General features: G+C 67.1%; 21 protein-coding genes. 1 reads left to right on the forward strand and 20 read right to left on the reverse strand.

What is annotated here, in order from left to right:
* Positions 1-31: 31 nt before the first annotated feature.
* From U5A65_RS21820 to U5A65_RS21895, 16 genes are all read right to left on the reverse strand, one after another.
* Positions 32-1,642 carry an EAL domain-containing protein gene (locus U5A65_RS21820; RefSeq protein ID WP_321947349.1) on the reverse strand — a complete coding sequence of 537 codons (1,611 nt, stop codon included), beginning with the start codon at positions 1,640-1,642 and terminating at the stop codon, positions 32-34.
* 125 nt (positions 1,643-1,767) lie between these two features.
* Positions 1,768-3,672: a diguanylate cyclase gene (locus U5A65_RS21825; RefSeq protein ID WP_321947351.1), complete on the reverse strand. Its 1,905-nt coding sequence runs from the start codon at positions 3,670-3,672 to the stop codon at positions 1,768-1,770.
* A 104-nt stretch (positions 3,673-3,776) separates the two neighbouring features.
* Positions 3,777-4,829, reverse strand: coding sequence for a transporter (locus U5A65_RS21830; RefSeq protein ID WP_415765357.1), 1,053 nt, complete (start codon positions 4,827-4,829; stop codon positions 3,777-3,779).
* Between the two features lie 93 nt (positions 4,830-4,922).
* Positions 4,923-6,176 (reverse strand): DUF1479 domain-containing protein, encoded by a 1,254-nt coding sequence (locus U5A65_RS21835; RefSeq protein ID WP_321947353.1) that lies wholly within the window; start codon positions 6,174-6,176, stop codon positions 4,923-4,925.
* A 151-nt stretch (positions 6,177-6,327) separates the two neighbouring features.
* Positions 6,328-7,125 (reverse strand): ABC transporter permease, encoded by a 798-nt coding sequence (locus tag U5A65_RS21840; RefSeq protein ID WP_321915569.1) that lies wholly within the window; start codon positions 7,123-7,125, stop codon positions 6,328-6,330.
* Positions 7,122-7,877: an ABC transporter ATP-binding protein gene (locus U5A65_RS21845; RefSeq protein WP_321947355.1), complete on the reverse strand. Its 756-nt coding sequence runs from the start codon at positions 7,875-7,877 to the stop codon at positions 7,122-7,124. The genes U5A65_RS21840 and U5A65_RS21845 overlap by 4 nt, the downstream gene beginning before the upstream one ends.
* A complete protein-coding gene (locus U5A65_RS21850) occupies positions 7,874-9,175 on the reverse strand; it encodes an acyl-CoA thioesterase/bile acid-CoA:amino acid N-acyltransferase family protein (RefSeq protein WP_321947357.1) in 1,302 nt (433 codons plus the stop codon). Before U5A65_RS21850 ends, U5A65_RS21845 begins: the two co-directional genes overlap by 4 nt.
* A complete protein-coding gene (locus U5A65_RS21855; RefSeq protein WP_321947359.1) occupies positions 9,172-10,260 on the reverse strand; it encodes an ABC transporter substrate-binding protein in 1,089 nt (362 codons plus the stop codon). The genes U5A65_RS21850 and U5A65_RS21855 overlap by 4 nt, the downstream gene beginning before the upstream one ends.
* The gene (locus U5A65_RS21860) at positions 10,247-11,830 is read right to left on the reverse strand and encodes a class I adenylate-forming enzyme family protein (RefSeq protein WP_321947361.1); all 1,584 of its coding nucleotides are present in this window, start codon (positions 11,828-11,830) and stop codon (positions 10,247-10,249) included. The genes U5A65_RS21855 and U5A65_RS21860 overlap by 14 nt, the downstream gene beginning before the upstream one ends.
* Positions 11,827-12,591, reverse strand: coding sequence for a VOC family protein (locus tag U5A65_RS21865; RefSeq protein ID WP_321937314.1), 765 nt, complete (start codon positions 12,589-12,591; stop codon positions 11,827-11,829). Before U5A65_RS21865 ends, U5A65_RS21860 begins: the two co-directional genes overlap by 4 nt.
* Positions 12,591-13,052, reverse strand: a complete 462-nt coding sequence (locus U5A65_RS21870; RefSeq protein WP_321937312.1) for a PaaI family thioesterase — start codon at positions 13,050-13,052, stop codon at positions 12,591-12,593. The genes U5A65_RS21865 and U5A65_RS21870 overlap by 1 nt, the downstream gene beginning before the upstream one ends.
* A 22-nt stretch (positions 13,053-13,074) precedes the next feature.
* Positions 13,075-14,079, reverse strand: coding sequence for a zinc-binding dehydrogenase (locus U5A65_RS21875; protein WP_321937360.1), 1,005 nt, complete (start codon positions 14,077-14,079; stop codon positions 13,075-13,077).
* A 64-nt stretch (positions 14,080-14,143) separates the two neighbouring features.
* Entirely contained in the window at positions 14,144-15,142 is a 999-nt protein-coding gene (locus U5A65_RS21880) for an ABC transporter substrate-binding protein (protein WP_321937310.1), read from the reverse strand.
* A gap of 26 nt (positions 15,143-15,168) precedes the next feature.
* A complete protein-coding gene (locus tag U5A65_RS21885) occupies positions 15,169-15,942 on the reverse strand; it encodes an ABC transporter permease (RefSeq protein ID WP_415765457.1) in 774 nt (257 codons plus the stop codon).
* Positions 15,943-15,983: 41 nt separating this feature from the next.
* A complete protein-coding gene (locus U5A65_RS21890) occupies positions 15,984-16,670 on the reverse strand; it encodes an ABC transporter ATP-binding protein (protein ID WP_321947363.1) in 687 nt (228 codons plus the stop codon).
* 53 nt (positions 16,671-16,723) lie between these two features.
* A complete protein-coding gene (locus U5A65_RS21895) occupies positions 16,724-17,467 on the reverse strand; it encodes a GntR family transcriptional regulator (protein WP_321915559.1) in 744 nt (247 codons plus the stop codon).
* Between the two features lie 252 nt (positions 17,468-17,719).
* Between U5A65_RS21895 and U5A65_RS21900 the strand changes: the two genes are divergently transcribed.
* A complete protein-coding gene (locus U5A65_RS21900) occupies positions 17,720-18,754 on the forward strand; it encodes a sulfonate ABC transporter substrate-binding protein (protein ID WP_321937302.1) in 1,035 nt (344 codons plus the stop codon).
* Positions 18,755-18,819: 65 nt separating this feature from the next.
* Here U5A65_RS21900 and groL read toward each other — a convergent pair whose 3' ends face one another.
* From groL to U5A65_RS21920, 4 genes are all read right to left on the reverse strand, one after another.
* Positions 18,820-20,454: a chaperonin GroEL gene (groL, locus tag U5A65_RS21905; RefSeq protein WP_321915557.1), complete on the reverse strand. Its 1,635-nt coding sequence runs from the start codon at positions 20,452-20,454 to the stop codon at positions 18,820-18,822.
* A 22-nt stretch (positions 20,455-20,476) separates the two neighbouring features.
* Positions 20,477-20,767 carry a co-chaperone GroES gene (groES, locus tag U5A65_RS21910; protein ID WP_199124958.1) on the reverse strand — a complete coding sequence of 97 codons (291 nt, stop codon included), beginning with the start codon at positions 20,765-20,767 and terminating at the stop codon, positions 20,477-20,479.
* A 267-nt stretch (positions 20,768-21,034) separates the two neighbouring features.
* Positions 21,035-23,056 (reverse strand): family 2A encapsulin nanocompartment cargo protein cysteine desulfurase, encoded by a 2,022-nt coding sequence (locus tag U5A65_RS21915; RefSeq protein ID WP_321947365.1) that lies wholly within the window; start codon positions 23,054-23,056, stop codon positions 21,035-21,037.
* On the reverse strand, positions 23,031-23,963 hold the full coding sequence (locus U5A65_RS21920) for a family 2A encapsulin nanocompartment shell protein (protein ID WP_110382762.1): 933 nt from the start codon (positions 23,961-23,963) through the stop codon (positions 23,031-23,033). Before U5A65_RS21920 ends, U5A65_RS21915 begins: the two co-directional genes overlap by 26 nt.
* Positions 23,964-24,113: the final 150 nt, after the last annotated feature.

Raw genomic sequence — 24,113 nt, forward strand, 5'->3', positions numbered from 1 at the left:
GGAATGCGCCTGCGGGCACCGCGCCTGAGCCCTACGCACCCGCCGTCATATGCGGATCGGGCGCCATATGCGCCCCGTTCGCGCGATACCAGCGCATGAACGCCTCCGAGCGCATGGGCTTCGCGTAGAAAAATCCCTGTATGTATGTGACGCCGCGCGCACACAGATAGTCGCGTTGCACCTGGGTTTCCACGCCTTCCGCCACGAGCCGCGCCCCCAGGCTATGCGCAAGGTCGATGATGGCGTCGAGCACCGCCGCCTTCTGGCCTTCCGGATCGATCGTGAGCACGAAGCCCCGATCGATCTTCAGGATATCGAATGGAAATTTCTCGAGATACGAGAGTGAGCAATACCCGGTGCCAAAGTCGTCGATGGCGACGTTGACGCCCTCGTGCCGCAAGGTCAACAGGCTGTTGCGCGCCTGCTCGGTATTGCACACCAGGGTGCGCTCGGTAATTTCCACCGTGATCGTCGCGCCGCGCTGCGCCACGGCCGTGCGCAGCCGCCGCACGTCGCTCACGAGCTGCTCGCCCGACAAATGCTCGGGCGCGAAATTGACCCCGAGGTGAAAGCCCGGCGCGATGTCCCACGCCGCGACGTCGCGCGCGATGAGCTTCAGCAGATGCTGCGTGAGCGGCACGATCACGTGCTCTTCTTCAGCCGCCTGGATGAACTCGTCCGGGCGCGTCGCACCCTGGCCTGGCCGCACCCAGCGCAGCAACGCCTCCACGCCCTCGCACCGCTGCGTCGCCACGCCGTAGAGCGGCTGGTATTCGACGTGGAATTCGTTTGCGCGCATGCCCCTCAGCAGTTGATCGCGGCGCGACCGCCCGTTTTGCTGCAAACGCCGCACGAGCCATACGAGCAGCGCGGAGAGCGCGGCCGCCCATGGCAGATAGCGCAGCAGCAGAGCGCCCCACGCTTCGTTGATGCGCTCGGGCCGCCCATAGATCTTCAGGTCGATCGTGGTGCCCGACATGCGCTTTTGCACGTCGGCCAGCAACGGCGCGCCGCGCACGTTCACGAGCGCCATGGCTTCGCGCAACACGGTGCCCTCGCCCACGCTCAACTCGGCCTGGCGAAATACCGTGAGCGGCGCGGCGCCATGCAGCAGGTCCAGCAGATACTGCACATCCACCACGGCCACGACCGCGCGCCCCGCTTCACCCGCTACGCCAACCAGCAGCGAGGGGCGGTTGCGCACCATCGGCGTGTCGTTGACGATCCTGAGCCATTCGCCGTTCGAGGGCGGCACATAGCCGTTGAGCACGCCGTTGGCGGGAATCGAGTGTTGCGCGAGTGCAGACGAGCAGGTGAAGCGGCCGCCATACAGGATGTTGAGTGTGCGCACATAAGGCACGGCGGCGGCCTTGAGCGTGAGGTCCGGCGAGAGCGTCTCGCATGCCTCGGCCGCGCGCGGCGCGAGCGTGTGGGCCGCGCTCTGCGCTGTCTCGACGATCGAGACGACTTGCCCGACGATGAACGTGGAAGCGAGCGTCGCCTCGCGCCGCGCAATACGCTCGGCCTCGTAGCGCCCGAGCGCCACACACAGCACGATCGGAATCAGCGCCACGAGCAGCAGCACGAGCAAACGCGACACTCGCGCGCGGACTGCGCCGGGGTTGGGCGAGACTTCGGGCAAAGCGTCCTCCGCACCTGGGCCGTCATGGAAGGCGGCTACGGTATGGCGCCAACATACACCAACGCGCGCGCTGCGCGCGTGAGCGGTGCCCGGCGCACGCGAACGTCAGCTAACGTGGCCGCGCGTTATGCGCATTCGATGCGGTTACGTCCGCCTTTTTTCGCGCGGTAGAGTGCGAAGTCGCTGCGCGTGAGCGTGGCTTCGGCGCTCATGTCGGCGGCGTTCATGAGCGTGATGCCGATGCTCACGGTAAGCGCCACGACCTCGCCCACCACCGCGAGCGGTTGCGCGGCGAAGCGCTCCTGTATGCGCTGCGCGACGCTATGCGCGCCTTCGAGGTCGGTGGCCGCGAGCAGGATCGCAAACTCCTCGCCGCCGATACGGCCGGCCAGGTCGCCCACGCGCAACTGCGTGCGCAGGATCTCGGCGAAATGGCGCAGCACGTCGTCGCCGATCGCGTGGCCCCAGCGGTCGTTGATCGACTTGAAGTGGTCGAGGTCGCACATCATCACGGCCGCACTGGCGCCGCCGCGCCGCGCCTGCGCAAGCTGCGCCTCGACGCGGGCCATGAAATGACGGCGGTTGGCCAGACGCGTGAGGCCGTCGGTGCTCGCGAATTCCTGCAGTTCGGCTTCGATACGCTTGCGCTCGGTTGCCTCCGTGATGAAGCCATGCCAGACCGTCGTGCCGTTGGCGAGCCGCTGCGGCCTCGCATCGCCCTGGCGCCAGCGCAAGCCCTGCTGCGGCAGCAGCACGCGAAACTCCAGATGCCACGGCGTGAGGTTCGCCGCCGACTGCTCGAACGAGGCGCGCCATGCGTCGAGATCGTCGGGATGAATCAGCGCGTCGATGCACGCCGTGTCGTGCGCGGCCTGCGCGGGCGTGACTTCGAAGATTTCCGCGATGCCCGCACTCGCATAGGAGAACAACGCGTGGCCGCCGGACGTCTGGCGGCGCTGGAACACGAGGCCCGGCACCTCGTTCGTGAGGTTCGTGATGAGCGCCGCGCTCTCGCGCAAACGCTCGGCCATCTCGCGCATCGAGGTGATGTCCGTGGTCGTGCCGATCATGCGCAGCGCACGCCCGTTCGCGTCGCGGCTCATGACCTTGCCGCGGCTGCAGATCCACTTGTAGCGGCCGTCCTTGCAGCGAATGCGGTGCTCGACCTCATAGGTCGGCGTGCGGCCTTCGAAGTGCGCCTGCATCGTGGCCTTCACGTACTCGGCGTCTTCGGGATGCAGCCGCAGATAGCTGTCTTCGATACGACTCGTCAACTCGTGCCCGGCGTAGCCGAGTATTGCCTTCCAGCCCTCCGAATAGCGGATCTCGCCCGTCACCACGTCGCGGTCCCAGATACCTGTGCCGCTGCCGTCGATGGCGTGCGCGAGCAGGCGTTCCTGCTCGCGCAATGCCTCGAGTTCGGCATACAGCGCGGGTTCGTCTGTGGCGGGAACGTCGATATCGCGGCTCGTGGCGAGCGTCGGCCGCGCGGCCAGCGCGGCCGCCATGCGCGCAAAGTCGCCGAGACTCGCGCGAGCGGCGGCGTCCAGCTCACGCGGGGCGGGGTCGATCAGGCAGAGGCTGCCGACGTGCTCGCCCTGCGCGCCGTACAAGGGCCATGCGGCCACGAACCGAAGCGGCTTGCTTGCGTGCGCAAGCACAGAGCACCAGGCGGGGTCGGCGGAAATATCGGGCACGATGAGCGGCTCCCGTGCGCCGCTTTCGCTGGTCGGATGCGCAAGTGTGCGCAGTGCTTCGTAGACCGTCTCGTCCACGCCGGCGCCGCGCCCGTGCACGGCGGGCGCCTCGCCGGGCACCACGCAGGCTGCCGCCACCCCGAAATGCGCCGCGACGAGGCGCAACAGGCCATCGACCAACGGGTCCGCCGTTGCGTGCCCGGCGCCGGGCAAAACCGCATGATCGTGCGAGCGCAACGGCTCGCGCGGGTCGGCGTCCGGCTCCCGCACCCCGGCATACGCGGCATCGCTTACGGGGGGCACGGCCTCGGGCGTCGACGAGGGAACGGTCATGGCAGGCGCTCAAACAGGAAATTCGAGCGCCTAGTATATAGCGCGCGCGTGAGGGCCCGGCGGCGGCCCCGCGAGCCTGCGGTGCCTCATAGGCAACGCGTGCCTCAGGTGTCCGCGCGCCGGCGGAACACCCACCATCCCAGCAGCGCCGTGAAGGTCGCGACCAGCACCACCATGAGCCAGAAGCCGTGGCGGTTTTCCGCAAGCGGAATGCCGCCTACGTTCATGCCGAAGAAGCCCGCGACGATGTTGATCGGCAGCGCGAGCACGGTCACGAGCGTGAGCGTGAAAAGCGTGCGGTTGTTCTGCTCCTCGAGCCGCGCGGCAATTTCTTCCTGCAGGAGCTTGATGCGCTCCACCAGTCCGGCCATGTCGCCCAGCACGAGCGAAAACTCCTCGGTCGCCTCGCGCAGGTCCTGCATGTCGGCTAGCTGGAGCCAGCGCGGCGGGCGCGCGAGCAGACGGAAAATCGAGCCAGGCTCCGGCGCGAGCATCCGTTGCAGGCGCACCAGGATGCGCCGCATGGCCGCGAGTTCATGACGGCTCGCCGAGCGGCGCGAGGCAAGAAACTGGTCCTCGGCGCGATCGACATCGACGCTCGTGCGGCGCACGATCTCCACCATCAGGTCGGCCTGATCGCGCATCAAGTGGATGAGCAACTCGGCCGGCGAGCGGAACGTCTCGCCGTTGCGCACGTAGCCGCGCAGACGGTCGATGGAGCGCAGCGGCTTCAGCCGCGCCGTGACGAGTATGCGTTCGTGCGTGTATGACCAGAGGGTCGCGATCTGCGAGGGCGTGAGTTCGAAATCGAACATCACGTCGTTGACCACGGCGAAGAGCCCGTTGTCCACGTGTTCGATGCGCGTGGAGTGCGAGCCTTCCACGAGCATTTCGAAGAAGGCGTCGGGCAGGTCGAGATGCGCGCGCATCCACGGTTGTGCCGCGGCGTGGGCGAGATTGAAGTGCAGCCAGTAGAACGAGTCGTCGTGCGCGGCTTGCGGCTCGCCGCTTTCGTGCGTGCGCCGCAGCGCGTCGAGTACATCGTCGCACGTGACGGACTGCCCGGGTTGCCCGGGCGTGAAGCGAAAACCGCAAACGAGACCCGACAGGTCGGCGCCATACGTTGCGACGGACGAAGCGAAATCCATGGTCGTCATGGCCGGTTGATCGGCGCACAGCATGCCATAGGCGTGCTTTTGCAGGCAAGCGCGCGAATCGATGCACCGACACGCGCGCGTCATCTGCCTGTGCTAGGCGGCGCCGGGCAGACCTAGCTGGGTGCGGCCGAGCGCGGTGAGATCGGCCACGCCCGCCCGGTCCGCCAGATCGGCTTCGATGTGCTCAGGGGGAAAATCGGGCGGGCTGCGGCCTTCGAGGAAGCTCGGCAACTGGCGCTGCAAATAGGCGTCGTTCTTCGCGCAACCCGGCGTGGCCGGGATGTACATCACGTTGCTGTATCCCGTGCCGCGGTGCTCGTCTTCCACCGAGTGAATCACGTCGCAGTGCCAGAACACGGTGTCGCCGGCTTGCATCTGCGGAATCGATGTCAGCGCGTCGACGAGCGGCGCGTGCCATTCGGAACTGATCGGCAGCCCGCGGCCCGGTTGCGCGCCGCACAGGTCGTCTTCGGCCACGTCGTCCTGCAGCGCGCGCAGGAGCACGTACGCCATGGCGTTGGCAATCGGCACGATCTGCAGCGTGCCGTCGCCGGGGCCCTGCGGCGTGAGCGCGGTCCAGCCCTGGAAGGTGCGGAACATCGAAGAAGCGATGCGCGAAGGAATCTCGCTCGCGTGCGTGCGGTAAGCGCCGTCGAACGGGTCGTAGCGCCGCCAGTCGCCCGAGAACACGTGGCGATACACCTGGCGGAAGCTCTCGTCGACCCAGCGCTCGACCGCGCCGCCGTCGCAATGCGCGGCGAGGCCGGGCGCCGCCGTTCCGGGCGGCCGGCGCCGCAGGCGGTCGGCGTAGGCGGGCACGACATCGGGATCGAAATGCACGCGCCCTTCGCTCTCGTGGCGCCACAGACGGTTGAGAAAGACGCGCGCGGCGGTGAGTTCGGCGGACTCGCGCGCCTGCACTTGCGGGCGCGACCAGTACAAGCCGTAGATCAGCGGGCGGCTCGCTTGCGGCGGGAGGGCATTGCGCTGCGCCGCGCGTTGGGTTGCGAGCGCGTCGAGATCGTTGCGCGCCACGTACTCCGCGATTTCGGCATCCCAGCGCGCGGCCTGCTCCGGCTCGAATACGCGGCGGATCACGCAGGCGCCGCGCGCTTTCACGCGCGCGATCGTCTCGGCGCTCACGCGCTGCGCCGCGATGTCGGCGAAGGCGATCTCCGGAATCACGGACTCGCCCGCCTCGCGCAGTCGCGCGATGCTCCGCGCCTCTTCGCCTATGGCCTGCGCGACCTCCTCGAACACTTCGCGATAGTTCGGCAGTTGCGCGCGCAACATGCGCTTGGCCTGCCGGATCGCGGCCGGGACATCGTCGATCTGAAGTGCCGCCATGCGTGTCTCCATCGGGGTTGAATGCCGTCGTTTAATGGCAAGCATACGCTTGAATGGGGCACTTCTGACCGGTTCAACGCAGGCGACATCTTCAGAAAGCTGGCTGGATGATGAGCGGCGTACGGCTTGAGCGACCCGATACGCGCCCCCCTCAGCCGCCCACGCGACTGGTATCGCCGTCACTGCGCTCCCAGAACACCACTCGGCGCTGCACCGCGCGCACGGCCTGCGCGCCGCCCACGCCGATGACGGCGAGCAGCACGACGCCCGCAAACATCGTCGCAACGCTCATATTGACCGAGGCCGAACTGATCAGATAGCCGAGCCCGCGCTGCGAAGAGAGAAACTCGCCGACCACCGCGCCGATCAGCGCCAGCGACACGCCGATCTGCAGGCCGCTGAAGATTTCGGGCGCGGCGCAAGGCAACTTCACGTGCAAGAACAGAAACGCACGCGAGGCCGAGAATGCCCGGCACGCGTCGAGCAGATCCGGGTCGGCGCGCTTGAGGCCATTGACCGTGTTCACGAACAGCGGGAAGAAGCACACGAGCACGACGAGCACGACCTTCGAGGCGCTGCCATAGCCGCACCAGACGAGAATGATCGGCCCGAGCGCGACCTTCGGCATGGCCTGCAGGCCAGCGAGCAGCGGGAACACGAAACGCTCGAACGTACGCGACTCCGCGAGCACGGCACCGGTCGCGACGGCGAGCACGCTGCCGATTGCGTAGCCAAGCAGCGTCTCGCCGAGGGTCGCGGCAATATGCGGCCACAACGTGCCGTCGGCGAAGCCCGCCGCGAGTGCCCGGCCCACTTCGGCGGGCGCGGGCAGCACATAGTCCGGTATCGACCACCATGCGACCACGGCCTGCCAGCAGGCGATCGCTGCCGCGAGGCTCGCGAGCGGATACAGCGCCGCGGGCATGCCTTTGCGCTTTCGTTGATTCATTGGAAGTGCCTCCGCAAATACGCGCACGCATCGACGAATGCCGCGGAACTGAGGGTGTGCGCGTCACGCGCTCGCGCGATCGGCACCACCAGTTCGTCGACGATGCGGCCCGGCCGCGCCGACATGACGACGACGCGATCCGCGAGAAAGACCGCCTCGGGAATGCTGTGCGTAATGAACAGCACCGACTTGCGCTGCGCGAGCCAGATACGTTGGAGTTCGAGCGTGAGCCGCTCGCGCGTGAGCGCGTCGAGGGCGGCGAAGGGCTCGTCCATCAGCAGCAGTTCGGGGTCATGCAGCAGCATGCGCGCAATGCCCACGCGCTGCTGCATGCCGCCGGAAAGCTCGGCTGGATAGTTGCGCGCGAAAGCATCCAGTCCCACGAGTTCAAGCAGTTCCCGTGCGCGCGCCTGTGCGTGCTCCATCGGCAGGCCGAGCGTGCGCGCGGGCAACAGCACGTTGTCGAGTACGTTGCGCCACGGCAGCAGGTTCGGCTTCTGGAACGCTACGCCGACCTGGCGGCCCGGCTTCGTCAGCGCCGCGCCGCCGAGGCGCGCACGCCCCGAGGTCGGCGCAATCAGCGCCGCCGCCACCTTGAGCAAGGTGGACTTGCCGCAGCCGGACGGCCCCAGCAGCGCGACGAACTCGCCCGCCTCGATACGCAGGTCCACGTCGAGCAACGCGTCGATCGTGCCGGTACGCGTGCGGTAGCTCACCGAGACCCGCTCGGCATGAAAGGCGCTCGTGCTCATGGCGCGCGCCTCGCTGCGTCGAGGAACTGCAGCACGCGCGGCCACGAAGCCTCGTTTGCGCGCGCATTCGCGGCGGCCGTGCCGCCTGCCGTGATCGGCACGCGCGCGACCGGATGCACGCGCGCGATCTGCGTGGTCGGCACATGCGGAAACAGGATCGAGTGGCCCGCGCCCTCGTAGCGCAAATGTTCGACGCGGTGCGGGAAGCCGCGCGCCGCGAGATCGGCGGCGATCATTGCGGCGTAGCGCGACGATGGCCAGAAGCCGTCGTCGGTGCCTGAAATCAGCAAGACCGGTCCGGCAATGGGCTCGACGGGAATACGCGCGCGGGCCACGGCCTCGGCGTCGCCGAGCGCCGACTCGAAGGCCGGCGCCTGACGCACCGGTTCGCCCGGCGCACTCGCGTGGCGGAACGCGGTCCAGTCGGCGTGAGTATTGCGCTCCCACACATGCGCGAGCGGGCGGCCGCCAAGCGTCCACGCGACCGAATCCGGCGGTTCGCCGGGCGCGCCCGCGCGCAGCGTGCCGTGCAGCACGGCGCTCGGCACATAGCCGATCACGGCCGAAACCCGCTCGGGCCACGTCGCCGCGAGCAGCAACGCGAGTTCCCCGCCGCGCGACTGTCCTGCCACGGCCACAAAATCGTTTTGCGGGTGCACGCTCTCGCGCAGCCAGTCGAGCGCCGCCGCGAAGTATTCCAGCGGCGTGTGCGAAATGGTGGGCGGCAGTCCCGGCGCGTTGAAATAGCCGAGCGCGAGCGCCGCGTAACCGTGCGCCGCGTAAAGCGCCGCGCGCGGCTCGTTGATGCCGCCGCCCGAGCCATTGAGCACGACCACGGCTGGATGCGGCCCAGGCGTCGCGGGCGTGAACAGCGTGCCGACCACGCCCGCTTCGCGAATCTCGCGGCGCACGACGCCATCGGCCACGTACTGTTGCACGAACTGCGCCGTGGCTGTGGTGTCCGCCCCTTCCGTTTGGCGCGCAACGAGTTCGACCGTCAGCGGCTCGATGCTTTCGGCACGCGTCGGCTCGCTCTCGCAGCGCATCGACCAGACCACGCCCATCGGCTGCACGCCGCTGTGCGCATAGTCGCCCGCCGTGGGCGCGACCTCGCCGAGATCGGCGTTGCCGTCGGCGTCGGTCGCGAAGCGGTTCGTGCTGCGCCACACGCTACCGTCCGGCATGTCGAGCCGCGCGGTCAGCTCGACCTGCGCATGCGGCGCGAAGCCCTTGAGCACGATGCGCCGCGCGACATCGATCAGCGCCACGCGCGGCGTCACCTCGATACGCGCGCTCACGGCTGCTGCCGCGCGCGTTCGCGCAGCGCGGCCTCGTCGAAGTGGCTGAAGTCGGCCACGAACTGGTTCGAGAACAGTTGATCGAGCGGAACGTCGCCCTTCGGGAACTCGCCCACCCGCTGCATCTCGGCCAGATTCGCGCGCACGGCGGGCAAGTCGTATGCGCCGGGCTGGCGCGGTTTGCCGTCTGCAGTTCGCAGCACGCGGGAGAGACGCCGCTTGAGCAGTTCCTCCGCCACGCGCAGGTTGTGCGCTTCGTCGCCTGGCGGCTTCGACTCGGGGTGCGCCTCCCAGAAGGCCTTCACGCAGAACGCCGGATTCGCATCGCAGACGATTTGCGCTTCCGTATAGGCGCGGCCGAAGCGCACGATCAGGTCCGGCCGCTCGGCAAACGTATCGCGATGGGCAATGAAGCCGTTGCCGGCCGTTTCGTCGAACACGGCCGGATAGCGGATGCGGCGGATCGGTGTGCCCGAAAGTTCCAGCATGTCGTCCCAGCTGCTGTTGAAATTGAGCGCGTCGACGGCGCCCGTTTTCAGTGCCTGAAACCCGGAGCCGAGCGAGCCCACGGGCACGTAGTCCACATTCTTGCCAGGCGTGAGCCCTGCCTCGCGCAACGCGGCGCGGCCACCCGGAATCGTGCCCCACGTGAGCGCGCCGACGCCGATCTTCTTGCCATCCAGATCGGCCAGTCTTTTCACCGGCGACGAGGCGAGCACGGCAAACTCCATCGTGTTCGCGGGCACGCCGTTGTAAAAGTAGCGCACGGGCGGCGGCGTGCCGCCGTTCAGATAGCTCGACAGGAGCGGCTCCGAGGTCGGGTAGCCGAACGTGATGCGCTTGCTCGCCACCTGCGGAATCAGCGCGCCTGCGCCCTGGAACACGACGAGCTTCACGTCGAGCCCTTCGCTCTTGAAGAGGCCGAGCTTGTCGGCGGCGGCATAAGGCGCGCCGTCGTGCACGGCGGGCGGAATCGCGAGGCCGACCGTGACGGCATCGAGCGCATGGGCATCGCTTGCCGCAAGCGCGAAAAGCGGCGCGCTGGCCGCGGCGAGCCAGGCGGCCAGTCTGTTACGGGGTTTCATGGAATGAGTGGTCTCCGTGGGTGGGCGCGGTCGCGGCCACGCGGCGCGCGGCCTCGCCTTTGAGTGCGGCGCGGTCGATCTTGTTTGTCGAAGCGATCGGGAGCATGTCGACGAACCACACCCGGCGCGGATGCTGAAAAGCGGGCGCGTGCTCCAGCGCGTAATGCTTGAGCGTGGCTTCGTCAGCCTGCGCGCCGGCTTTCAGGACGACGAACGCCACCGGCTTTGCGCCCTTGATCTCGTCGGCCACCGGCACGACGCACGCCTGCGCGACATCCGGATGACGTTCGAGCAGGCGCTCGACTTCGCCCGGATAGATGTTCTCGCCGCCGCAGACGAACATATCGTCGCGGCGGCCGACGAACGTGTAGAAGCCCTGCGCGTCGCGGCGGAAGACGTCGCCGGTGCGGTAGTAACCGTCCTGTGTGAGCGGCGCGCGCACGTCCGGGCGGTTGTGATAGCCGGTCATCAGCGCCGGGCTGCGCAAATGCAACTCGCCCTCTTCCGCCTGTGCGCCGTTTTCGTCGACGAGACGCAGCTTGACGAGCGCATGCGCGGCGCCGACCGAAAGCGGCGGCGTCGGCAAGCCCTGCGGATGCGGGCCGAATACGACCGGGCCGCCCTCCGTGGTGCCGTACGCGTTGATGACGCGCGCGTTCGGCAGCAGTGCGTGGATCTGTTGCAACAGCGTGGCGCTGACGGGCGCCGAGCCCATCCGCACGTAGCGCACGGAGGAAAGATCGCTTTGCGCAAGCAGTTCGCGCTGTTGCAGCATCATGGCGATCATCGGCGGCACGGCGGTGAGCCACGTGCAGCGCCAGGCGGCCACGGCGCGAATATAGTTGCCGGCCTCGAATTGCGGCAACATCACGGTCGTTGCGCGCGCAGCCAATGTGAGGAACGCCAGCGCAAGGGCATTCATGTGAAAGAGCGGCGCGGCGATCAGCACGCGCTCACCTGCGAGCGGCTGCGACAGCAGGCGCGTGTGTACGACCCACAGGTGGCTCTCGTGCGACAGTACAACGCCTTTGGGCCGCCCCGTCGAGCCCGACGTATAGAGCATGAGCGCGGCTTCGCCCGGCAGCGGCTCGACTGGCTCGAAACGCGTCGCGCGCAGGTTCGCCACGAAGGCCGAAAACGGTGTGACGTGATCGGGCAATTCGCTTGCAAGCAACGGCACGCGCGCATCGAACACGACGCCCGCGAGACCCGGCGGCAAGTCCGCCACGCGTTTCGCGTCGCAGAACACGAGGCGCGCGCCGCTGTCCGCTATCACGTCGGCGATGAGCGCGCGAGGGAAGCGGAAATTCACAGGCACCGCGACGAGACCCGCCCGCATGATGCCCAGCACCGTCGCAACATAGTGCGCCGAGTTCGCGGCGAGCACGGCGATGCGCTCGCCGCGTGCGTGGTGCGTGGCGAGCGCTGCCGCGACGCGGTCCGCCAGCGCGTCGAGTTCCCCGAAACGGTAGCGCACCGGTGTCAGCGCGTCGTCGAGTTCGATGAGCGCGAGCGCTGCGGCGTCGCCGCTGCGGTCGATCAGATCGCCGAGGTTGCGCGGCAAGCTCATGGCACGAACTCCAGCAAGGTATCGAACCGAGGCAACGCGACAAGGCTACGCGTGGCTTCCACTTCATACGGCAATTGCGCGTGCTGCGCGTACGTACCGATCTCGCGCCACTTTGGAGTCCGAATCGTGACCGCGCCGTAGCGCGGCGCGCGCGCCGTAACATGCCCGGCCAGCGCGCCGAAATGCGCGTCAAACCGGGCGCGACTGTGAAAGACCAGCTCGAAGCCCGGGCCCGGCTCGCCAAGACGCGCATAGTCCTCGCGCTCCGCGTCCACGAGATGCAGCGCCGCGAGCGCATACGCGCCGTTGGCATGAGTGCGCCACGCTTCGCGGAACACGAACTCGGGCGTGAGGTGCTGGCAGAAGTACACACGCCCGCCCGGCAGTTGGCCGGACCCAAGGCGCACGGTCACGAAGCGCGCATCGCCGAGCCCCGCCACCGGCCGCGAGAAGTGCTGCGGCGGCGTTGCGTCGAAACCGGCAGCGCGCAGATCGTCGAAGGTGCGTTGTGGATCGTCGCTGCGCAAGACGAGGCCATCCGCGCCAAGCGGGCTTGCGGCGATCTCCGGCCGCGTGGCCGAGCCGTCGGCGGGCAGGCCGATCAGTTCGAGATAGTGCCCTTCGAACACGATCGCGTGATTGATCGAACCGAGCGTGTGGAACCCGCGCGGCGTGAGCGTAAAGCCCAGTGCGCCGAACAGCGCTTGCGCCGCGTCGGTGTCGTAGCGCGTGTTGATGACGAGGTGATCGAGGCTCAGCATCACGGGCGTGCCGGCTGCGGCGCGGGTGCGGCTGCGCCGGCGGTGGAATAGGCGCCTCGGCCGCTCGCGACGAGTTTGCCGTCCGCGTCGAACACCTGCGCTTCGGCCGTCGCGATCTGCGCGCCGAAGCGGATCACCTTGCCCTTCACGCGCAGGTTGCCCGGCAGCGCCGCGCGGTGGTAATCGACGCGCAGGTCGATCGTCGGCACGCCGCGCCCCGTTTTCGAAACGAGCGCCCAGTCGGCGGCGAGGTCGACCAGCGCGGCCAGGATGCCGCCATGCGTGTAGCGCTTCTCGGGGTTCACGACCCATTCCTCGCGCCACGCCGCAGTGAGTTCGATCTCGCCGTCGGCAACCGCGACGACCTTCAGCCCGAGCCATTCGTGATAAGGACCACGGCGCAAACGCGCCTCTACGTCTTCGGCTGTCGGCAATGCCGTTGGGTTTGCTGCCTGATTCATGCGTATTCTCTCCTTGCCCCGATTACGGTGTGACGACGATCTTGCCCAGCACCTCGCGGTCGCGGATCAGGCGCAAGCCCTGAGCGGCCTCTTCGAGGGGCAGCACGCGGTCGATGGCGGGCGTAAGCTCGCCGCGCGCGATCTGAGCGAGCAGCGCACGCAGGTTGTCGTCGTAGAAACTGTTCGAGCCGATCACCTTCAGTTCGAAACTCCAGATGTAGCGCAGGTCTTCCTTCGGGTCGTGACCCGCCGTCGCGCCGCATACGAGCACCGTTCCGCCGCGCTTGACGCACTTGAGCGAAGGCACCCAGGTTTCGCCGCCCGTGAAATTCACGAGCACGTCCACGCCGCCTTCCTGGCTGCGCCGCTGCGGTTTGCCGTACTGCGCGATCGCCCATTTCGAAAAGTCGGCCGTGCGGTAATTGACGACGTGGTCGGCGCCGAGCGCCTTCAGTTGCGCGGCCTTTTCGTCGCTGCCCGCGCAGGCGATCACTTCGGCGCCGAGTTGCTTCGCGAGCAGCAGCGAAGCCGTCCCCACGCCGCCGCTCGCGCCGAGAATCAGCACGCGGTCGCCGGCCTTCACGGTCTGGTGCGTGATCAGCATGCGATGCGCCGTGCCATACGCAACCGGCAGCGCGGAGGCCGCCTCGAAGCTCACCGCGTCGGGCAGCGGGATCAATTGCGCGGCGGAAACGGCGCAATATTCGGCCATGCCGCCGTCGAGCATCTCGCCCATCAGCCCTTTCTCGCGGTTGAGCGGGTTCACAAGCACGCGCTCGCCAATCTTCCAGCCTTCCACGCCCTCGCCGACGGCGACGATCTCACCCGCCATGTCGAGGCCGATCACGACCGGCAGCGGCACCTTGATGCCCGGCATGCCCTTCACCGTGAAAACGTCGTGATAGTTGAACGACGAAGCGCGCACGCGGATCACCACGCCGCCCGGCTCGGCCCGCGGCACGGGCTTGTCGCTCACGACCTCGAGCTGGTCGAGGTCGCCGTGCGCGCGCAGCACGAGCGCCTTCATGGTGGAAGGAAGGGAAACTGCCATATCTGGACTCCGAATGAATGCCGAAAAAAATAGATGAGGGTTACTGAATGGATCGCGAGGCGATGTAAGGCGCGGTGTCGAACAGACCGGCGGGCAATTCGCCTTGAATCACGCCGCCGTCGACAAAGATCTTGTGCTCGTGCTGCAAGGTCTCGATGTCGCCCGGCTCGAAACTCACGCGGTTGATTTCAGACCAGCGCGCCGCGTAGGCATCGGCGTCGGCCGCAGGAAGGTTCGCGCTCTTTTGCAGGATCGCCGAAACGTCGCTGTGGTGTGCGGCGCCCCATTGCAGCGCGGCGCGCAAGCCGGCAATCAGCTTCGCCGCGTCGGCCGGATGCTGGGCGAGCCAGTCCGCGCGCACCGCGCTCACGCCGATATACGGCACGGCGTCGCTTTTCGTGAGCTTCTTCCATTCGTCGCCGAACGTGCCGAGCTGGCGCACCTTCAGGTCCTTCAACTGCGCCACGGTGATCGTGCGCACCGCCGCCGCATCGACCTGCTTCTGCACGAGAAACTGGGCGAGGCGCCCTTCGTTGCCTGGCACGATCGAAAAGTCGGCGCTGCGAATGCCGTAGTTGCCTTGCAGTACGGCGGTTGCGATCGAAGCGACCGAACTTCCCGGCGGCGACATGCCAACCTTTTTGCCGCGCAGCTCGGCAAGCGAGCGGATAGGCGAGTCTTCGGGCGCAACGAAAGCGACGTCGGCGGGCTGGGTCGCCAGCACGATGCGCAGCGGCGCGCCCTGCGAAGCGGAGCTGAACACGGCGGAAGCCGGCGCGGCGAAGGCGAAGTCGATTGCGCCGGCCGCGAGCGCCCGGTTCGGCGCATTGACGTCGGCGAAGCGCACGAACTGCACGTCGAGCCCGCGCTGCTGCAGGAAGGGCTTCGCCTCGAGCACCGCCCCAAAGCCAAGGCTCACGCCACTCGTCCAGTAACCGATCCGAACGGTGTCGGCCAGCGCCGTTTGCGCGGCGCAAGCCGAAGCGGCGGCGACCAGCGCCGCAACGGCTGCCCGCTTGATGTGTCGTGTCATTTGCATGGTGTCATTCCCCGTAGTCAGTGGATTCAGGCCGCGCGCTTCCAGCGAAAGAGGCGGCGTTCGATCGGCTTGAGCACGCCCGCCTCGAGCAGCAGCATCAGCACGACGAGCGTCACGGTCCAGGCGAACACCTGATCCGTTTGCACGAGATCGGCGGCCTGGCGCAGCCTGTAGCCGATGCCGTCCGACGCGCCGATCGTCTCCGCCACGAGCGAGACGCGCCAGCCGAAGCCGAATGCGAGCCGCGCGCCCGCGAAAAAGTGCGGCAGGATGGTCGGCAAGTAGATCTTGCGCATGATCTGCGCGGGCGAAAAACGCAGGCTTCGCGCGAGTTCGACGTGCTGCGTGTCGACGGTCAGCGCGCCCTGCCATACGTTGGTCAGGACCAGCGGCATGGCGGTCATGAAGACGACGAATATCGTCGTTGCGTTCGAAATGCCGAACCAGATGATCGCGAACACAGCCCAGATCGCCGACGAGACTGTGTTCACGATCGCCAGCAACGGCTCGAAAAAACGCGCCGCGCGCGGGCTTGCGCCAAGGGCCACGCCGAGCGGCGCACCCACCGCGGCCGCGAGCGCGAAGCCCGCCAGCACGCGGTAGAGCGTCGCGCCGAGATCGCGGAAAAACGAGGGCGAGTGCAGCAACGCAACGAGCGCGTGCGCGACCTGCCCGGGGCCTGGCATCACGAAGGCAGGCATGCGCCGCGCCGCCATCCACCAGACCCCCACGAGCAGGGCCACGAGCGCCACGCGCTGCGCGGCGAGCGAAACGAAGGAACGGGACAGCAAGGCAGGCATCGAAGGGCCCTGGCGGCGTGCAGTAGTGGATGGCATCAGGCTCATACCAGCAGGCGAAGACGGCGGATCGCTTCCGCGACTTCGGCGTCGGTCGCGCTTCGCGGGCGCGGCAGATTGACGGGCACGATCTCGCGCACGCGGCCGGGGCGCGGCGCCAGCACGATCACGCGGTCGGCGAGTACGATGGCCTCCTCCACGTCGTGCGTGACGAAGAGGATCGTGGTCGGGCGCAGCGCGCGCAGCCGCAGCACCTCGGCGTGCATCTGCGCGCGCGTTTGCGGGTCGAGCTTCGAGAAAGGCTCGTCCATCAGCAAGATGCCCGGCTCGCTCACAAGGCTGCGCGCGAGCGCCACGCGACTGCGCATGCCGCCCGATAGTTGATGCGGGTGGTGTTCGGCAAACGCAGCGAGACCCACCATGTCGAGCACGGCCGCCGCACGCTCGCGCCGCTCACGGGCCGCAAGGCGCGGGCGGGCCGATTCGAGCGCGAACTCCGCGTTGGCTCGCACCGTGCGCCACGGCAGCAGCCGGTCTTCCTGAAACATGTACGAAAGCGACTGCCGCCCATTGCCAGGCGCGACGCGCTCGCCGTGCAGCCACAGTTCGCCCGAATCGGCCCCGGCCAGGCCCGCGACGATATTGAGCAGCGTGCTCTTGCCGCAGCCCGAGGCGCCGAGCAGCGCCACGATCTCGCCCTGCCCGACGTCGAACCGGATATCGTCCAGCACGCTTAGTGATCCGAAATATTTACCGATGCCCCGCACCGAAATGGCCGCTGTCGTCACCGTCTCAACTCCGCAACGGTATACACGGGCAGCGACGCGCCCGAGCTGGACAAGCTCGCGTAGACCTTCTCCATCGTCATGTCGCGGAACGTTTCGATGTGCCGGCGGGCGATCGTTTCCGCGCGCCGTGCGTCGTTGGTCTCGAATGCGTCGATCATCGAATTATGGTCGTGACGGATTTCCGGCTTGGTGCCCTGCACGCCGAAGCCGAGCGCGACGAGGCGCGACATCTCGTCCATCAGGTTGGCTAGCGTGTGGTGCAGGCGTACGTTGCCGCTTGCCTGGGCGATCGCGAGATGGAACTCGCGGTTCGCGTCGAGAAAGACGTCGATCTGATCGGAGAGCTCACGCTCGGGGTAAGGCACGCGGCAAGCCGCTTCCAGCTTGCGCAGCAGCGCGACGTCGACACGCCCGCATGCAAGGCGCGCCGCGAGCGGCTCCAGTTGCACGCGCAGGGCGAAGACCTCTTCGACGTCGCGCAACGTGATCGGCGCGACGCGGTAGCCCTGGCGCGGCATGGCGCGAATGAACCCTTCGTGAACGAGCCGCACGAGCGCGACGCGGCACGTGCTTTTGCCGATCCCGTAGTGCTCCATCAACTGGCTTTCCGTGAGAGTCGCGCCAGGCATGAAGCGGCACGACAGCACATCGCGGCGGATTCGCCAGTAGGCGTCCTCACCGCGCAGCGCCGGCAGGTCGCTCTGTTCCGGCTGGCCGGATGCAATGCCAGTTTCGTTCATCTCGCACTCGCCTTCGTGAGCTGCTCACAATTCGTTCTTGAGGCTTTCATGCAAGCATCGTAGTCGTGCAGGGGCGCGTTGATAACGAATAAAACCGACGAATGATGTGTGCAATCGAGATATCGTGAGCGGCTCAGAGATAAGCATCTGACAATATCTTGGTTGTGCCGGCGACGAAACGGACTAAGGTGAGAGGCGCTTTGCCGCGCACGCGCGGCCGTTTCAGCGTATTTCCATTAAGGCACAAGAGACATGTCGATCGACAAGCATGACGACCCCGCTGCAAACCGCCCGCGACGGGCACTGATCAAGCTCGCGTCGCTCGCCGCGACCGGCGCCGCCCTGCGCGGTGTAACGGGCGTAACGGGCCTTGCGGGCGCGGCCGCGCTGGCGCTGCAAAGCGGCGCGGCGCGCGCACAAGACGCCAGGGTGCTGCGCATCGGGTTTCAGAAGTACGGCAACTTCGTCGTGCTAAAGGCACGCGGCACCCTCGAAAAGCGGCTGGCGCCGCTCGGATTCTCGGTGCAGTGGCTGGAGTTCCCGGGCGGCCCGCAGTTGCTGGAAGGGCTGGCCGCGGGCGCGGTGGATGTCGGCACGGTTGGGGAAACGCCGCCCATTTTCGCGCAGGCCGGTGGCGTGGACTTTGTCTATATCGCGAGCGAACCGCCCGCTGCGCAGGGCGAGGCTATCGTCGTGCACCAGGACTCGCCGATCCGTACGAGCGCCGACCTGCGCGGCAAGCGCGTGGCGCTGAACAAGGGCTCGAACGTGCATTATCTGCTCGTCAAAGCGCTCGAGAAGGCCAACCTGAAGTACGAAGAGATTCAGCCAATCTATCTCGCGCCCGCCGATGCGCGCGCCGCATTCACGAGCCGCAGCGTCGATGCATGGGTGATCTGGGACCCGTACCTCGCGGCCATCGAACGCCAGGCGAACGCGCGCTCGATCGCAAACGGTGAGAGCCTCGTGCGCAATACGCAGTACTACATTGCGAGCCGCGGCTTCGCGAATGCGCACGCGCCGATCATCCACGCGCTGCTCGACGAGATCGGCGCGGTGGACACGTGGGCGCGCGACAATGTGCCCGCCGTGGCCACGCAGCTTTCACCTCTCGTGGGGCTCGATGCGCCGACGCTCGAAGTCGCGCTCAAGCGTGCGGGATATGGCGTGCAGCCCATCGATGCCGCCACGCTCGCCTACCAGCAGCAGATCGCCGACACCTTCTCCGGTCTCAAGCTCATTCCGAAGAAGCTCGTCGTGGCCGACGCGCGCTGGCGCTCGGCCTGAACGCGCCTGCGCCACGAACCGCCGCCATGTGCAGCGGTCCGGGCGCATGGCGCGTGCAGCGCGCTTCAGAAACCCAAGTCCGCACCGCCAGGACCGCCGGCCGGCGCCGTCGCAGCTCCGGCTTTGGGCGCTTCGTGCACGGTCGCGTCGGTCGTGAGCAAAAGGCCCGCCACCGAAGCCGCGTTTTGCAGCGCCGTGCGCGTGACCTTGGTCGGGTCGAGCACGCCCTTCTCGACGAGGTCGCCGTATTCGCCTGTGGCTGCGTCGTAGCCGAAGTTGCCGGAGCCTTCCGCGACACGCGCCGCCACGACGCTCGCCTCTTCGCCCGCATTCGTGACGATCTGGCGCAGCGGCTCCTCCAGCGCGCGCAGCACGATTTTCACGCCCGCTGTCTGGTCGGCGTTGTTGCCCTTCACGTCGAGAATCGCCTGGCGCACACGGATCAGCGCGACGCCGCCGCCCGGCACGATGCCCTCTTCCACGGCCGCGCGCGTGGCGTGCAGCGCGTCGTCCACGCGGTCCTTCTTTTCCTTCACTTCGATCTCGGTCGCGCCGCCCACCTTGATCACCGCCACGCCGCCCGCGAGCTTCGCCACGCGCTCCTGGAGCTTCTCGCGATCGTAGTCGGACGTGGCTTCCTCGATCTGCGCGCGAATCTGCTTCACGCGCGCTTCGATGCCGGCCGCTTCGCCCGCGCCGTCGATCACGGTCGTGCTCTCCTTGCCCACCTCGATGCGCTTGGCCTGTCCCAGCTCCTGCAGCGTGGCCTTCTCCAGCGTGAGGCCCGTTTCCTCCGCGATCACCTGGCCACCGGTGAGAATCGCGATATCTTCGAGCAGTGCCTTGCGGCGGTCGCCAAAGCCGGGGGCCTTCACGGCAACCGTCTTGAGTACGCCGCGAATGTTGTTGACGACGAGCGTGGCGAGCGCTTCGCCCTCGATGTCCTCGGCAATGAGCAAGAGCGGCCGGCCCGCTTTCGCGACCTGTTCGAGCACCGGCAGCAAGTCGCGAATGTTCGAGATCTTCTTGTCGTGCAGCAGAATGAACGGGTTTTCGAGTTCCGCGATCTGCTTGTCGGGATTGTTGATGAAGTACGGCGAGAGATAGCCGCGGTCGAACTGCAGGCCTTCCACGACGTCGAGTTCGTCGGCGAGCGACTTGCCGTCTTCCACCGTGATCACGCCTTCCTTGCCCACCCGGTCGATCGCCTCGGCAATGCGCTGGCCGATCGACTCCTCGCCATTGGCCGAGATGGTCGCGACCTGTGCGATCTCCTTGCTCGTGGTCGTGGGCTTGCTGATCTTCTTCAGCTCCTCCACGGCCGCCAGCACGGCCTTGTCGATGCCGCGCTTCAAATCGAGCGGGTTGAGCCCGGCGGCCACGTACTTCTGGCCCTCGCGCACGATGGCTTGAGCCAGCACCGTGGCCGTCGTGGTGCCGTCGCCAGCCGCGTCGCTGGTTTTCGAGGCGACTTCCTTGACGATCTGCGCGCCGATGTTCTGCAGCTTGTCGGCCAGCTCGATTTCCTTCGCGACCGACACGCCGTCCTTGGTCACGACGGGTGCGCCGAAGCTGCGTTCCAGCACGACGTTACGCCCCTTCGGGCCGAGCGTGACCTTTACGGCGTCGGCGAGCAGGTTCACGCCTTCAATGAGTTTGGTGCGGGCGAGGTCGCCGAATACGATGTCTTTGGTTGCCATAGTGATGGTCTCTCAGGTTCCGTTATTGATTCACGACTGCGACGATGTCTTCTTCGCGCAGTACGAGCAGCTCGTTCCCATCGACTTTCACGGTTTGCCCCGCGTACTTGCCGAACAGCACGCGGTCGCCCACGTTCAGGTCCGGCGCAATGCGGCGGCCGTCGTTGTCGCGACGGCCCGGACCCACGGCGAGCACCTCGCCCTGATCGGGCTTTTCCGCGGCGCTATCGGGAATGACGATGCCCGACGCGGTGCGGGTTTCCTGGTCGAGTCGTTTGACGATCACGCGATCGTGCAAGGGGCGCAGGCTCATGGGCGGCTTTCTCCGGGGTGTTCTCGATGAGATTGGCACTCGCCACATGCGAGTGCTGATGGAAAGCCCAGTATAGAAAGCGCGCGAGCGGCGCTCCAATAACGAATTGGCAGATGGATATCTCGCGAACGCGCCTATGGATATCGCGGTGACGCGACTCGCGGTTCGATAGCGCGGCGATGAAGGGGATGGAGGCGATGGTTGCGCGAGCACCGGTCAAGCCGCGCAACAAGGAGAAAACGCGGGGCGCATGCGCCCCGCGTTTTGTTATTGACGTGGCGCCAGAGCACGCACGACAGACACCAGCGCATCGACCTCGTCACAGGTGTTGTAGAACGCAAGCGAAGGCCGTACGCTCGCTTCGAGACCGAAACGCCGCAAGATCGGCTGCGCACAGTGGTGCCCGGCGCGTACGGCAATGCCTTCCCGGCTCAACGCCTGCCCCACCTCCTCGGTCGTATACCCCTTCAGCACGAACGAGAGCACGCTCGCTTTGTCGCGCGCCGTACCGACGAGACGCACGCCCGGCACCGGCGCGAGCACGCTCGTTGCGTACGCAAGCAAGTCGTGCTCATACCGGGCGATATTCTCGATGCCGATACGGCTCACGTAGTCGAGCGCCGCGCCGAGACCCACTGCATCCGCGATATTGCCCGTGCCCGCTTCGAAGCGCGCGGGTGCACCATGAAACACCGTCTTTTCGAACGTGACGTCCTGAATCATGTTGCCGCCGCCTTGCCACGGCGGCATGGCTTCAAGCACCTCGTGTTTGCCGTACACGACGCCAATGCCGGTCGGACCGTAAATCTTGTGGCCGGAAAACACGAAGAAGTCGGCGTCGAGCGCCTGCACGTCCACGCGCATGTGCGAGATCGACTGGGCGCCGTCGACGAGCGCTCTCGCGCCCGCGCGATGTGCGAGTTCCACGATCTCCCGCACCGGCACCACGGTCCCGAGCGCGTTCGAGACCTGCGTCACCGCAACGATCTTCGTGCGGTCGTTGAGCAGCTTGCGATACTCGTCGAGCAACACCTGGCCCGAATCGTCGACGGGAATCACGCGCAGCTTCGCGCCCTTGAGCGCCGCGAGCTGCTGCCACGGCACGATATTCGCGTGATGCTCCAGGTGCGAGACGATGATCTCGTCGCCCTCGCCGACGTTCTGCACGCCCCAGCTCTTGGCGATCAGATTGATCGCCTCGGTCGTGCCTCGCACGAACACGATCTCCTCGGGCGACGCAGCGTTGATGAAGCGCTGCACCGTTTTGCGGGCATGCTCGTAGGCGTCGGTCGCGCGCGCGGCCAGAGCATGCGCGGCGCGGTGAATGTTCGAGTTCTCGTGCGCATAGAAGTACGCGAGACGATCGATCACGGCCTGAGGCTTGTGCGTCGTGGCGGCGTTGTCGAACCAGATCAGCTGTTTGCCGTTCACCCGCTCCTGCAGGATCGGGAAGTCGCGGCGTACGGCGTTGACGTCGAAGGGCGGATGCGCGCCGCGCAGCAGGTCGCCCTGTGCGGCGCTGCCAGTGCGTGTGCCGGGCGCGACGCCCTCGCTTGCGTCGAGGAAATATCGCGCAGGCCCATCCTGGCCATTGGTGTCCCGTCGATTGAGCGCGAGCAGTTCACGCAGCGTGTCTTCGCCTGGCAGTCCGAATGTCTCCGGCGCAGCAAGGCCTCGCGAGGGCACCTCGATCTCCTGCGCCTCCCGGCGCCAGCCGTGCGTGTCCGCTTGCGTGAAATAGAACGGCGAGCGCTCGCTGGGCGCAACTGCGACCGGAACCGGCTCCTCCGGCGCATACGCCTGCGGCACGCCGAGCAGCGCGCCGCCCACGCGTGGCTCCAGCGCGGGCGCGATTGCGACGGCATTGTCCGGCAGTCCGTTTGCCGCCGCCGCATGCGGTGCGAGCGCCGGTGCGCGGTTGCCGAGCGAGAGCACGTGAGTCGGTGCGGAAGGCGCGAGGTTCGCGCCCGGCACCTTGCCCTGCGGCGGCGAGAAACCCGGCACGCCCGTGCCTGTGCCGGCCGGTCCCGCGAGCGGCGAGCCCGCGGGCGCCGGATTGCTGACCGAGGCGAGTATCGGCGCGGCCGCGGGCAACGCCGACGGCACGCCGCCAACGGCGCCGCTGCCCGCCGCGACTTCGGGCGCGCCCGCGCTGCCCGGCAGCGAGTTGAAGAACTCGTTGGCGAGCCGCGCGAGCGTAGCGGGGTCCGGCAGACCACCCGGCAGCGGCGCGCGCCCTGCCGCTGGCGGCAATGCCGCGGGATTAGCGGTAGGTGTCTGGATAGTCATGGTACTTGCCGATCTCCACGTCATCGAGGACAGCCAGCGCGTCCGGCGAGTGGACGGCCAATGAGCAATACAGCGAGATCAGGTACGACGCGATCGCCTGATTGTTGATCCCCATGAAGCGCACCGAAAGCCCGGGTCCCTGCTCGCCCGCCACACCCGGCTGATAAAGGCCCACCACGCCCTGGCGCTTGTCGCCCACACGCAGCAGCAGGATCTTCGTCTTGCCGTCGGCGACCGGCACCTTGTCGGACGGAATCAGCGGAATGCCGCGCCACGTGAGGAACTGCGAGCCGAACAGGCTGACCGTCGGCGGCGGCACGCCGCGCCGCGTGCATTCGCGGCCGAATGCGGCAATCGCCAGCGGATGCGTGAGGAAGAACGCGGGTTCCTTCCACACTTTCGTGAGCAGTTCGTCGAGGTCATCGGGCGTCGGCGCGCCAGTCAGCGGGAAAATGCGCTGGTCTTCCTCCACATTTGCCAGCAGGCCGTAGTCGGGATTGTTGATGAGCTGGCTTTCCTGCAGTTCCTTGATCGTCTCGATCGTGAGGCGAAGCTGCTCCTTGATCTGGTCGTGCGGGCTGCTATAGAGATCGGAGATCCGCGTGTGAACGTCGAGCACCGTGCTCACCGCGTTGAGGAAGTACTCGCGCGGCTGCTCCTCGTACGGCACAAAAGTCGTGGGCAGCGTGCCTTCGTCCTCGCGCGCGGTACACGCAGCCCGCACTGCTTCGGGGTCCTTAACGCGATTCAGACGGTAAATGCCGGCTTCGACAGGCACCCATTGCAGCAGATGCGTGAGCCAGCGCGGCGTGATCGTGGAAAGCTGCGGGACGGTCTTGGTGGCATTCGCCAGTTGCCGCGCGGCATTATCGCCAAGCGCGGTCTGGCCGCTCAGAGTCGTGGACATGAATGAAGGCTCCGGTTACTTATAACGAAAACTGCTTTGCTTATGAAGACGGCCGATTATGAGGAGAGCCATTCTCCGGTTCAACCGGCTATAGACATCAGGCGGACACAGGCGGCATCAAGCGCAATGGCGCGGCGCTGCGCGAAGCAT

The sequence above is a fragment of the Paraburkholderia sp. J10-1 genome (assembly GCF_905220165.1).
Classification (GTDB): domain Bacteria; phylum Pseudomonadota; class Gammaproteobacteria; order Burkholderiales; family Burkholderiaceae; genus Paraburkholderia.